Below are 11,372 nucleotides of genomic sequence, written 5' to 3'. Positions count from 1 at the left end.
CTACTCAAAGAGGTGTGGTTGATATTGAATTTTTCCTGTTTAGAGTTGCTAAAATATATGCTTGAAGTTAAATACTCCACAAAAAGTTAAACTGAGCCGGTCTTCCTGTTGCAGTAAATCCTTTATGCGCAGAATTATGACGACTTAACCTTCCGGAAAGGTCACCTGTTGAACCGATATAGAATTTATCAAGCTTCTGAGAGTATAAAATATAGCAGTAATACATGTTTTAAAAAATAAAGGCCATCAATTTTTAACTGATGACCTTTTGTGGGAACTACTGGATTCGAACCAGTGACCCCCTGGGTGTAAACCAGGTGCTCTGAACCAGCTGAGCTAAGCTCCCTTTGTTTTTCTTAAGAACTTGCCTTACTTTCCGAAAAGGCGCTGCAAATATAAAACCTATTTTCAGTTCTGCAAAAATATTTTATAATATTTCTGCTACCACAAAAGTGCTTCCTCCAACAAAAACCATATCGTTTTTTCCGGCTCTGCTGCGGGCAACATCAAAAGCTTTTGAAACTGAGGAGTATATTGATCCGGTTAATCCAAATTCAGCGGCAACTTTTGCCAGTTCCTTCTCTTCCATGGCACGCGGAATGTCAGCTTTTGTAAAATAATATTCGGCATCAGAAGGCAATATTCCCAGCAATTTTTCAGGGTCTTTATCCCTGACCAACCCCAAAACAATGTGTAGTTTTTCAAAGGGAGTTTGATTTATTTGTAATACAACTTCTTTCATCCCTTCGGCATTATGTGCAGTATCGCACACCAACAGCGGATTGTAACCCAACACCTGCCAGCGGCCCATCAATCCCGTCATTTTTTTGGCACTGGCCAGGCCGCGCAACAAATCTTCTTCAGAAATTTCCCAACCCATATCGCGCAACAATTCAACGGTTTTAAGCACCGCAGGTAAATTTAATTGCTGGTACATCCCCTTTAAATCCAGTTTAACCTGTGGGTACAATTTTTCACCGTTTTTATTTACCGAAAGCACCTGATTTCCATCCAAATCAGTTAATCCATAAACAACTGAATATTCCTGATCAGCAAAAAACACAGGAGCAAGCTTTAATGCTGCAACTTCTTCAAATACATTTTTGGTTTCAATTTGAGTAGAGCCAATAACAACCGGAATCCCTGCTTTTATAATTCCTGCTTTTTCTATGGCAATTTTCTCCAGCGAATCTCCCAGCAAAGCGGTGTGATCCAGCCCGATATTAGTAATTATACTTACCTCTGGAGTAATAATGTTGGTGGAATCGAGCCGGCCTCCCAAACCTACTTCAACAACAGCTACTTCAACTTCCTTTTGTGCAAAATAGTCGAAAGCCATAGCAACTGTAAGTTCAAAAAATGAAGGTTCAATATTCCACAAATCGTTGTTAATACGATAATTTTCCACCCAATTAACAACTTCATCGGTAGAAATCATTTCGCCGTTTATTCTGATTCTTTCCCTGAAATCTTTTAAGTGCGGAGAAGTATAAAGTCCGGTTTTAAATCCGGCAGCCTGAAAAACGGCAGCCAGCATATGCGAAACCGAGCCTTTTCCGTTGGTACCCGCCACATGTATGGTTTTGAAATTGCGGTGCGGATTGCCGTAGAAATCATCCAGCAAAACCGTATTGTCCAGGTTATCTTTATATGCAGCCGGGCCAATCCGCTGATACATTGGCAACCTGGAAAACAAAAATTCAAGCGTATCTGAATAATCCAATTTTAAAAAATATAATATTTATTAACCACTGCAAGTTTATTAAAAAATGAAATACCCCTGAATATATCTCATTAATTTATCTACTTTTCGGAAATTCAAAAATACAACCATGTTAAGCAAAACCAGCAAAAGTAAAATCTTCATTTTGGACACGAATGTAATTTTACACGACCACACCTGTATTTACCAGTTTCAGGATAATGATATTATCCTTCCAATAACCGTGCTGGAGGAACTGGATAAATTTAAAAGAGGTAACGATTTAATTAATTACCAGGCCCGCGAATTTGTGCGTGTACTCGACGAAATTGTTGGCGATGAACTCTTCAACGGGGGAAAATCGCTTGGTAAAGGAAAAGGGAAACTGCGCATTGAAACCGGCAAACCATTTTCAGGAGCTCTGAAAGAATCGTTTAGAGAAGACATTCCTGACCACCGGATTCTTGCCATTGCAGAATACACCACCAAAACGTATTCAACCAGGAAAACCATTCTGGTTAGTAAGGATATTAATTTGCGCATGAAGGCCAAATCGTTGGGAATTCCGGCTGAAGATTACAAAACCGACCAGGTGACCGACGAAAACGTTCTGGATAAAACCCTGAAAACATTTGAAAACTTCGACGACAACCTGATTGCCATGCTTTATGAACAGGGATCGTTGCAGGAAGATAAGCTGAAACTGGATTTTCAACCCGAGGCAAATGAATGTTTTATTCTGAAAGGAAACAGTTCGAGTGTTTTGGCACGGTTTGAACCCAAAAACAACCGTGTTTTACGGGTAGAAAAAAAGCCGGCATATGGAATTAAACCACGTAATGCAGAGCAAACTTTCAGTCTGAATGTATTAATGGATCCTGACATTCAACTGGTTGCCCTTACCGGAAAAGCAGGAACAGGAAAAACATTGCTTGCTCTGGCGGCGGCCATCGAATTGCATAAATCTTTCGACCAGATTCTTCTTGCCCGGCCAATTGTGGCGCTTAGCAACCGTGACCTGGGTTACCTTCCGGGCGATGCGTCTGAAAAAATAAGCCCATACATGCAGCCTTTATTTGATAATCTTTCGGTAATAAAACACGCTTTTAATCCCAGAAGCCAGGAATACCTTAAAATTGAGGAACTACAAAAAGAAGAAAAACTGGTGATTACTCCGCTGGCTTATATTCGCGGACGAAGCTTATCCAATTCGTTTTTTATTATTGACGAAGCACAAAATTTAACGCCACACGAAATAAAAACCATTATTACACGTGCCGGAGAGGGTACCAAAATGGTATTCACCGGCGATTTGCAGCAGATTGATTCACCCTACCTAGATATGAAATCAAATGGTCTGGCCTTTTTGACAGACCGGATGCGGAACCAGGACCTTTTTGCTCACATTAACCTGGTAAAAGGCGAACGCAGTTATCTTGCCGAACTGGCAAGCAACCTGTTGTGACCCATTTCTTCTTCAGCAGCTTTTTTCTATTTTTGCAGTTTATTTAGAATCATTTTAAATGGATTACAAAGGGAAAAAGGCTGCTTTTTATACACTGGGATGTAAACTCAATTTTTCTGAAACATCCACCATAGCCGGGGCTTTTAAGGAAGTAGGTTTCGAACGTGTTGGTTTTGAAGAAAAAGCCGATGTGTATGTTATCAACACCTGCTCGGTAACCAATCAGGGCGATAAAGCCAGCAGAAACATTATAAGGCAGGCTGTTAAAAAAAATCCAAACGCCATGGTAATAGTGGTCGGTTGTTATTCGCAGCTCAAACCCGACGAAGTGGGGCACATTGAAGGCGTGGATATGGTTTTGGGAACACAGGAAAAATTTCACATTCCTGCATATTTGGGCAACCTCGAAAAACGAAAAACTACCGAGATAAAAACAACTCGCCTGGCCGACATAAAAAGCTACCACAAAGCCTTTTCGTGGGGCGACCGTACCCGCAGTTTTCTGAAAATTCAAGATGGTTGCGACTATTACTGTTCGTTTTGTACTATTCCGTACGCGCGCGGTAAAAGCCGTAACGATACCATAGAAAATACAGTGAAAGAAGCCCGAAAAGCGGTTGAAAAAGGATACAAAGAAGTTGTGCTCACCGGTGTAAACATTGGCGATTACGGGAAAAGTACCGATGAGAATTTTCTTGATTTGCTGAAAGCACTGGAAAACGTGGAAGGTTTGCATCGACTCAGACTGGGTTCCATTGAACCGAACCTTTTGAAAGACGAAATCATTGAACTGGTGGCTGGCTCAAAAGTAATTATGCCACATTTTCACATTCCACTACAGGCAGGATCCGACGAGGTGTTGTCGCTGATGAAACGAAAATATTCCACCGGATTATTTGCCAAACGCATTCATAAAATCAGGGAACTGGTGCCCCATGCTTTTATTGGTGTAGATGTGATTGCAGGAACAAACGGCGAAACTGAAAAACTTTTTCAGGATTCGTACGATTTTATTAACGGACTGGAAATTTCACAGTTGCATGCCTTTACCTACTCAGAACGAAGCGGCACGCAGGCGCTGAAAATACCGTGGAAAGTGGACGTGGAAGATCGAAAACGCCGCACCCAAATGTATATCAACCTTTCAGAAAAAAAACTGAGGGCGTTTTACGAAAAACATCTGGGAACAAAACAAACCGTCTTGTTCGAATTACAAAAAAACGGGGAAAACATGAACGGTTTTACCGAAAATTACATCAAAGTGGAAACACCATTTCAAAAAGAATTAATTAACGAATTGCAGGAAGTGGAGTTACAGTCGATACTTGCAAACGGGCATGTGGCGATAAAACTGGATTAATATAAGTTCGAAATAATTTACTTTGATATATTTGTATAAAAATATATTCAGAATAATAACATCTTTAGAATTAATGGATTATGAAAACGAATATTTCTAAAGCACAAATCGAAGTTTGGGAATGGAAAGAAAAAGCTTTTCGCAAATTAGAGAAAGTACCTGTGGATGAAAGAATTGAGTACATTTTAAAAAAAACTCAAAACACCATTGAAAAAATAAAAAAAAGGAAGCAAGCTTTGGTTTAATTTTTTAACCATGATAAAAATTAACAACTACCAGTCCATTTGCCAGCAAGTTCAGAAAATTGCACGGGAAACCGGTAGCTTCATCCGAAATGAACGTGAAAAAGTTTCGGAAAAAGATGTGGAACTGAAAAGTGTGGCCAGCCTGGTAACTTATGTGGATAAAACTGCCGAAGCGCGGATTGTGGAAGCCCTGAAAAAACTTATTCCCAACAGCGGATTTATTACTGAAGAGGGCACTGCATCGCATTCCGGAGAAAAATATAAATGGATAATTGATCCGCTGGACGGCACAACCAATTACATTCACGGCATTGCACCGCATTCTGTCAGCATTGCACTGATGGAAAATGAAGAACTGGTGGTTGGCGTGGTTTACGAAATCGGCCAGGATGAAATGTTTTATGCATGGAAAGACAGTCCGGCTTATTTAAACGGAAAAGAAATCAGAGTGTCTTCTGCAAAAAACCTGGCCGATACACTTATTGGAACCGGTTTTCCGTACTATGCCTTTGAACGGGTGGATGATTACAACAACGCCATGAAAGAACTGATGCAACACACCCGTGGATTGAGGCGTTTTGGTTCAGCAGCAGTTGATTTGGCCTACGTTGCCTGCGGACGTTTCGACGGCTTTTTTGAACACGCCCTGCATGCCTGGGATGTGGCAGCCGGTGTATTGATTTTAAGACAAGCCGGTGGAAAAGTATGCGATTTTAACGGAGGTGAAAGCTGGCTTTACGGTGGCGAAATGGTGGCGGCCAGTCAGTCAATTTTCGATTCCTTTTATTTCATTATTCACAAACATCTGGGGCATTCCTGATTTATTTTCTTTCGATTCGGTTCATTTTTAAATGAATTTTTCAGCTATTCTGCGTTAATTTGTAAATTGCATCAAAACAATAATTCCAATGGCCGAAAAAGAAATTGCCTTGCTGAAAGAGCAGATTGCCCGCCTCGACGAAAAAAAATTCGATTTGGAGGCATGGAAAAACCGGACTGAAATATTTCTGGAACGTATTTTTGGAAAAGAAAGTCCAAAATTGAAAATGATTCAAAATCTGCACTACGATTACTCGAGCTGGAGTTTGCGCGACACGTATGCAGGCGGTTCGGCCAAAGACAAAGATCCGGTCAGAATTCAGGCTAAAGAAATTTTGGAAGCCTTAATTACCGAGTTGGAAAGCCTTGGACTTCCGCAGGAAAAAAAGGAACAACAAAAAATAAGGGAATTACTGGAAGATGAACTCACCGGAAAACAAGTGAAAGAAATCGATATCCTTTTAAATTCTGACGAACAGGAAAAAATAGAAAAGTTATCAGAAATCCTGCAGAACCTTCCCAAAGAAAATCTGGCAATTTTAATCTCCAAACTTCTTACCTCACAATAGTATGGCTGAAAACCATAAAATTGCCATTGTAATTCTCAGTTGGAACGGAGAGAAACTGTTTCCGAAATTTTTACCATCAGTCATCCGAAATTCAACTGAACCGGGAACAGAAATTTATGTTGCCGACAATGGTTCAACGGACCATTCAACCGCATTTCTTAAAGAAAAATTTCCCTCGGTAAAAATTATCGAACTGGAAAAAAATTACGGGTTCGCCGAAGGATATAATCAGGCTTTGAAGCAAGTGAATGCAGATTATTTGGTGCTGCTAAATTCTGATGTTGAGGTTACCCCAAACTGGCTTGAACCATGCATTTCGATGTTGAAAGCAGATAAGAATCTGGCGGCTGTTCAGCCCAAAATACTGAGCTACGAAAAACCGCATCAGTTTGAATATGCCGGAGCAGCAGGTGGTTTTATCGATCTGTTTGGTTACCCGTTTTGCCGGGGCCGGATTTTGAACCGCATGGAACCAGATTTGGGTCAATACAACTCTCCCACTCCAATCTTCTGGGCAAGTGGCGCATGCCTGTTTATAAAAGCCGAATCATTTAAAAAAGCGAATGGTTTCGATGGCGATTTCTGGGCGCACATGGAGGAGATTGACCTTTGCTGGCGCTTAAAAAACCAGGGGTACAAAATTGCCTACCAGCCCGTAAGTGTTGTATTTCATCTGGGAGGCGGAACTTTGTCATACAACAGTCCGAAAAAGGTATATCTGAATTTCAGAAACAACTTGTTTATGTTGTTTAAAAACCTGCCCCGAAACCAGTTTACGCGAATCTTTTTTGCACGCATGATTTTAGATGGTGTGGCAGCCCTGAAATTTTTGCTGGGTTTTCATTTTTACAGTTTTTGGGCCGTTCTGAAAGCACATGCATCGTTTTACCGGAACCTGGGAAAACTCATCAAAAAAAGAAAAAAGCTGCTGAAATTAACCACAGTAAAAAAGCAAACCGAAATTTACCGGGGCAGCATCATGTGGAAATTTTTCATTCAGAAAAAACGTAAATTTTCAGACCTGAATTTTAATCCTGAAAAATGAAACAAAAACTTATCTTTGAAGAAAAAATTTACACCTATCAAATTGATTTTGTGGGCCATGTAAACAATATTATTTACATTCAGTGGCTTGAAAACGGTCGTGTAAGGCTTCTGGAAGCTATTGGATTACCGGCGTTTGATCTTGCGGTTTCTGACGGGATTGTACCGGTATTAACCGAAACTTCAATAAAATATAAAAAACCTCTTTTTCTGAACAACACGGTAACTGTGGAAATCTGGATTTCGAAACTGAACAATGCCTCGGCCATCATGAATTTTCGGTTTCTGAATGAAAAAACAGAGGTTTGCGCCGTTGCCCAACAAAAAGGATTGTTTATCAACCGCAAAACCATGCGTCCGGCAAGGCTTACTGAAGAATACCGGCGTGCTTTTGAGAAATTTATGATTTTAGAATAAATGTAATTTCGCTGTTTGTTCAAACAAAATTTAAGGTTGCAATTCGTATATTTACCCAATTCGTTAAAATGAGAACAGATAATCCAATATTAAATCCCCTGCTTGCCGGAGACCATAGAACGAGTTCAGAAATTGTTTCTGAAATGATGAACAAATCGGTTCCGTTAAAAGAAATTTATGAGGAAATTCTGAAACCTGCTCTTTATAAAATAGGCGAACTTTGGGAAGAAAATAAAATAAGTGTGGCAACCGAGCATTTGGCTTCGGCCATTGTAGAATCGCTCCTCAACGAAATTTACTTAAAACAAAATTCATCTAAAAAATCAGAAAAAACGGCAATTGTAACCTGCCTCGAAAATGAACATCACCAGATTGGCGCCCGCATGGTTTCCGATGTTTTTGAATTGAATGGATGGAAAGTATATTTTTTAGGCGCGAACACACCGAAAAATGATCTTATGAATTATATTCAAATGGTAAAACCTCAGATTGTTGCCATTTCGCTCAGCATCTATTTTCACCTGCCTACGTTGGAATCAACCCTTGACAGAATCAGGTCTGAATTTCCACAACTTACGATTCTTATTGGAGGACAAGCGTTTATGAGGGGCGGACAAGAAATTTTATCGAACTATAATAATGTGACTTATCTTCCAGACTTAAATGCAATTGAAAACTTTATAAATCAAAATGAAAATGAACTATAAATTTCTGATTGATAGTGCAGCAAAAATTCCTGTGGCAGAAAAAAATGCCGTTGAGGAGTACCGTGAAAAATCTGATTTTTTGGTTGCTGTTATAAACAAGCAAATGAGCATTCGCCCCGATTTGAAAGAGTTAATTGGTGAAAATAACCTGGAAATGATGAAGGACAATCATGCCAACCATGTCCGGTTTATCCATTCTATTCTGAAAAATCCAAATGCTGAAGTGTTGGTCGATACAGTGCTTTGGGTTTTCAAGGCTTATCAAAATCATGGGTTTTCGGGCAGTTACTGGGCGGCGCAGTTAAATACATGGTTTCAAATTTTAAAAGATGAACTCACCCCGGAATCATTCCGGCAGGTTATTCCGCTGTATGAATGGATGCAGGTTAATATTCCGTTGTTTGAAAAACTATCGAAGGAAAAAACAGACCCGGGACTTTCCGGACATTGAACTATGGATGCAAGCCTGAAAAATAAAATTATTGAATACTGGGAGCCTGAAATTATTCACGCCGTTGTAGATACTGACTATTTAAACATAGCTGTTTTTGCAACCGATGGAAAATTGCTGTTCGCCAATAAACCGATGGGCAGATTGCTTGGCGACAATCCAATAAAAAGGCTTTTAAATCCTGATCTCCACAAAATTTGTCAGCTTCCACCAAAAGAAAAAGAACCTGTTTTTGAAGGATTTCTTACCATTGGTGACTACTCTGAATTAAATATTTCATTGCCTGCCCTAATTTACAGGAAAGAGAACCAAATTCTGATTTTGGCCAGGGAGGATTTTGAAAAACTTCAGGAACAAAACAAAACATTGCATGTGCTAAACCGGGAAATCAATAACTTGCAACGCCAATTAATCACCGAGAAAAAGAATCTGGAAAACATATTGCACCAGTTGGATGAAACAAACCAGGAATTAACAAGAACAAACCGGCAAAAAGATAAGTTCTTTTCAGTTATTGCACACGATTTAAGAAGCCCTTTCAGCAGTATTCTTGGATTTGCAGAAATTTTAAAAGAGAATATTCATGATCTTACAAACGATGATATTAAAAAATACACAAATCACATATACAATTCATCTTTAAGCACATATACCCTTTTAATAAATTTACTTGAATGGGCTTCCCTTCAGCGTGAAGTCACCCGGTTCAAACCCGAACTGATTTTAATCAACAATGTTTTTAAGGAAATGCTGAACATTTTAAAAGAGCAGGCTGTTCAGAAAAATATTGCCATTGAAAGCCGTATTCCAAAAAGTCTGAAATGGAATGCCGACAAAAATATGCTCACCAGTATTTTGCGAAACCTGGTTTCCAATGCCATAAAATTCACTCCCCGCGAGGGTAAAATCAAAATTTCAGTGCGAAAAATCAATAACGCTCTTGAAATAGCAGTTTCCGACAACGGTGTGGGAATGCAGAAGGAAGTTGCTGAAAAACTGTTTTTAAACGAGTTCAATGAATCGTTAAGAGGAACTGAAAACGAAAAGGGAAGCGGGCTGGGTCTGGCCCTTTGCAAAGAATTTGTTGAATTGCATGGTGGAAAAATCTGGGCTGAAAGCCAGGTAAATAAAGGAACAACAATCTCATTTACCATTCCTGACAAAACTGAAGTTTCTGAATAGTCCCTGGCTTTTTCATTTATTATATCGCCCCAATATTTATACAACGGGCATTCCGGTAACTGAACGTGAAGGGCAAGTTGTGTGCCCCGGCGCAGCAAACAGGGCTGTTCATCAATCGTGTAACCATGCGTCCATCGCGCCTTTCACCGAAAAACAGGGAAGCATTCGCGCGGTTTCTTATCGAATGGCCATTTTTACAGCATGCCAAGGCGAAGGGAGGGCAAAAAAGACAGCACCCGTAACCACTGCCTTTTTTCGTATTCAGGGATTATTCTGCCGGTTCCGGTTTTTTACGGCGTCTTTTCACCATTTCGTTGTTTTCATCAATAATTTCGGCCACGGTACGGCCAAACGCGCCATAGGCGGCGTCATCCACCAGCATCATGGCATTGAGGTACACTACAAGCTGGTTGTTAATAACGTCGGTCACTTCCTTTTTCAGGGTTGAGGCATTCGCTTCGGTGCCTTCCTGAGCTTTTTCTGCTTCGTAGGCGATGCGTGCCTGTTCGAAGGCATCCTGTGCAGTACGAAGCGCGGCAATCAGTTCGGCACATCCCGAAAGTGCAGCCACAGATTCCTGCATATTGGGTTTTGCCAAATCGGTAAGCAACGAATTAATCAGCGCCGATTCGGTTGAGTAACTTTCCTCGGTTACCGACAACCCGTATCGGTCGAGCACATCATCCACCTTCACTGCTGCGGCTTTCACCACCGGGTCGGGGTGATGGGTAAATCCCTGCACCAGATAAACAAGCGACCGGAGGCCGTTGTCGCGCACTTCGTCTTTTTCTTCGAGGTCCGATTCCGCCTTTGCGCGTTTAATGGCCTCCAGCAGGCGCGCCCTTTTCTCCATAAGGTCGGTAATCATCTCATTCAGCCGGGTATCGCTTTCAGGGCCCGATTTCTCATACGCCCCGCCGATACGTGCCGCCACGGCATCAGTTTCTGTAATGCGGCTGTTTGTCATTAATTTTTGCATTGTTTTATTTTTAATGTTAATAAAGGTTACCATTAAGCATCCTGCTACGGGTTACATGTTGTAAGTTTCAGGAGACTTGGCATTTAACAGGCATAAACATAATAAAAAAATTGGTTTTGTCAAATACGGCCAACTTTTTTTTTACTTCAATAAATCATTCGCTACCTCGCATTCGTCCCCGGGTGAACCCTTCATTAAATGATGAATAAACCCTTTCCTTCCGGGGCAAGCCTTCATTAAAAGACTATTGCTCCCTTTTCTTCCAGGGCAAGCTTTCATTAAATAATTAAGCTTTCCTTTTCGCCCGGGGAAAGCCCTCATTAAATGATTAAAGCCTTCTTTTCATCCGAGGAAGCCTTCATTAAATAATAACGGCCTCTTTTTTATTTGAAAAATATAAATTTATGCTTACTTTTCAACCGCTAAAAACCA

Annotated in this window: 13 protein-coding genes and 1 tRNA gene; 10 read left to right on the top strand and 4 right to left on the bottom strand. The window is 40.5% G+C overall.

Annotation, left to right across the window (positions count from 1 at the left end):
* Nucleotides 1-67: 67 nt before the first annotated feature.
* From ACESMA_RS20555 to ACESMA_RS20545, 3 genes are all read right to left on the bottom strand, one after another.
* A complete protein-coding gene (locus ACESMA_RS20555; RefSeq protein ID WP_372950757.1) occupies nucleotides 68-226 on the bottom strand; it encodes a GIY-YIG nuclease family protein in 159 nt (52 codons plus the stop codon).
* A 45-nt stretch (nucleotides 227-271) separates the two neighbouring features.
* A tRNA-Val gene (locus ACESMA_RS20550) sits at nucleotides 272-346 on the bottom strand.
* An 81-nt stretch (nucleotides 347-427) separates the two neighbouring features.
* Entirely contained in the window at nucleotides 428-1,723 is a 1,296-nt protein-coding gene (locus tag ACESMA_RS20545; RefSeq protein WP_372950756.1) for a bifunctional folylpolyglutamate synthase/dihydrofolate synthase, read from the bottom strand.
* A gap of 109 nt (nucleotides 1,724-1,832) precedes the next feature.
* On the opposite strand from ACESMA_RS20545, the gene ACESMA_RS20540 reads away from it, so the two are divergent.
* From ACESMA_RS20540 to ACESMA_RS20495, 10 genes are all read left to right on the top strand, one after another.
* Nucleotides 1,833-3,167 carry a PhoH family protein gene (locus tag ACESMA_RS20540; protein ID WP_372950755.1) on the top strand — a complete coding sequence of 445 codons (1,335 nt, stop codon included), beginning with the start codon at nucleotides 1,833-1,835 and terminating at the stop codon, nucleotides 3,165-3,167.
* A gap of 58 nt (nucleotides 3,168-3,225) precedes the next feature.
* Nucleotides 3,226-4,527, top strand: a complete 1,302-nt coding sequence (gene mtaB, locus ACESMA_RS20535) for a tRNA (N(6)-L-threonylcarbamoyladenosine(37)-C(2))-methylthiotransferase MtaB (RefSeq protein ID WP_372950754.1) — start codon at nucleotides 3,226-3,228, stop codon at nucleotides 4,525-4,527.
* Between the two features lie 80 nt (nucleotides 4,528-4,607).
* On the top strand, nucleotides 4,608-4,772 hold the full coding sequence (locus ACESMA_RS20530; RefSeq protein ID WP_372950753.1) for a hypothetical protein: 165 nt from the start codon (nucleotides 4,608-4,610) through the stop codon (nucleotides 4,770-4,772).
* Nucleotides 4,773-4,782: 10 nt separating this feature from the next.
* A complete protein-coding gene (locus tag ACESMA_RS20525; RefSeq protein ID WP_372950752.1) occupies nucleotides 4,783-5,592 on the top strand; it encodes an inositol monophosphatase family protein in 810 nt (269 codons plus the stop codon).
* Between the two features lie 88 nt (nucleotides 5,593-5,680).
* Entirely contained in the window at nucleotides 5,681-6,160 is a 480-nt protein-coding gene (locus tag ACESMA_RS20520) for a hypothetical protein (protein WP_372950751.1), read from the top strand.
* 1 nt (nucleotide 6,161) lies between these two features.
* Entirely contained in the window at nucleotides 6,162-7,205 is a 1,044-nt protein-coding gene (locus ACESMA_RS20515; RefSeq protein ID WP_372950750.1) for a glycosyltransferase family 2 protein, read from the top strand.
* Nucleotides 7,202-7,621, top strand: a complete 420-nt coding sequence (locus ACESMA_RS20510) for an acyl-CoA thioesterase (protein ID WP_372950749.1) — start codon at nucleotides 7,202-7,204, stop codon at nucleotides 7,619-7,621. Before ACESMA_RS20515 ends, ACESMA_RS20510 begins: the two co-directional genes overlap by 4 nt.
* Nucleotides 7,622-7,689: 68 nt before the next feature.
* Nucleotides 7,690-8,328, top strand: coding sequence for a B12-binding domain-containing protein (locus tag ACESMA_RS20505; RefSeq protein WP_372950748.1), 639 nt, complete (start codon nucleotides 7,690-7,692; stop codon nucleotides 8,326-8,328).
* Nucleotides 8,318-8,779 (top strand): hypothetical protein, encoded by a 462-nt coding sequence (locus ACESMA_RS20500; protein ID WP_372950747.1) that lies wholly within the window; start codon nucleotides 8,318-8,320, stop codon nucleotides 8,777-8,779. The genes ACESMA_RS20505 and ACESMA_RS20500 overlap by 11 nt, the downstream gene beginning before the upstream one ends.
* Nucleotides 8,780-8,782: 3 nt before the next feature.
* Nucleotides 8,783-9,961 carry a sensor histidine kinase gene (locus ACESMA_RS20495; RefSeq protein ID WP_372950746.1) on the top strand — a complete coding sequence of 393 codons (1,179 nt, stop codon included), beginning with the start codon at nucleotides 8,783-8,785 and terminating at the stop codon, nucleotides 9,959-9,961.
* 268 nt (nucleotides 9,962-10,229) lie between these two features.
* On the opposite strand, the gene ACESMA_RS20490 is transcribed toward ACESMA_RS20495, so the two are convergent.
* Nucleotides 10,230-10,940 carry a DUF6261 family protein gene (locus ACESMA_RS20490; RefSeq protein WP_372950745.1) on the bottom strand — a complete coding sequence of 237 codons (711 nt, stop codon included), beginning with the start codon at nucleotides 10,938-10,940 and terminating at the stop codon, nucleotides 10,230-10,232.
* Nucleotides 10,941-11,372: the final 432 nt, after the last annotated feature.

The sequence above is a fragment of the Mariniphaga sp. genome (assembly GCF_041687215.1).
In the GTDB taxonomy this organism is placed as follows: Bacteria; Bacteroidota; Bacteroidia; order Bacteroidales; family Prolixibacteraceae; genus Mariniphaga.
This window is presented reverse-complemented; position numbering and strand designations above follow the sequence as displayed.

Coding starts and splice junctions, on each gene's coding strand:
- ACESMA_RS20555 (WP_372950757.1), bottom strand. CDS start 226: ATGTATTACTGCTATATTTTATACTCTCAGAAGCTTGATAAATTCTAT.
- ACESMA_RS20540 (WP_372950755.1), top strand. CDS start 1,833: ATGTTAAGCAAAACCAGCAAAAGTAAAATCTTCATTTTGGACACGAAT.
- mtaB (WP_372950754.1), top strand. CDS start 3,226: ATGGATTACAAAGGGAAAAAGGCTGCTTTTTATACACTGGGATGTAAA.
- ACESMA_RS20530 (WP_372950753.1), top strand. CDS start 4,608: ATGAAAACGAATATTTCTAAAGCACAAATCGAAGTTTGGGAATGGAAA.
- ACESMA_RS20525 (WP_372950752.1), top strand. CDS start 4,783: ATGATAAAAATTAACAACTACCAGTCCATTTGCCAGCAAGTTCAGAAA.
- ACESMA_RS20520 (WP_372950751.1), top strand. CDS start 5,681: ATGGCCGAAAAAGAAATTGCCTTGCTGAAAGAGCAGATTGCCCGCCTC.
- ACESMA_RS20515 (WP_372950750.1), top strand. CDS start 6,162: ATGGCTGAAAACCATAAAATTGCCATTGTAATTCTCAGTTGGAACGGA.
- ACESMA_RS20510 (WP_372950749.1), top strand. CDS start 7,202: ATGAAACAAAAACTTATCTTTGAAGAAAAAATTTACACCTATCAAATT.
- ACESMA_RS20505 (WP_372950748.1), top strand. CDS start 7,690: ATGAGAACAGATAATCCAATATTAAATCCCCTGCTTGCCGGAGACCAT.
- ACESMA_RS20500 (WP_372950747.1), top strand. CDS start 8,318: ATGAACTATAAATTTCTGATTGATAGTGCAGCAAAAATTCCTGTGGCA.
- ACESMA_RS20495 (WP_372950746.1), top strand. CDS start 8,783: ATGGATGCAAGCCTGAAAAATAAAATTATTGAATACTGGGAGCCTGAA.
- ACESMA_RS20490 (WP_372950745.1), bottom strand. CDS start 10,940: ATGCAAAAATTAATGACAAACAGCCGCATTACAGAAACTGATGCCGTG.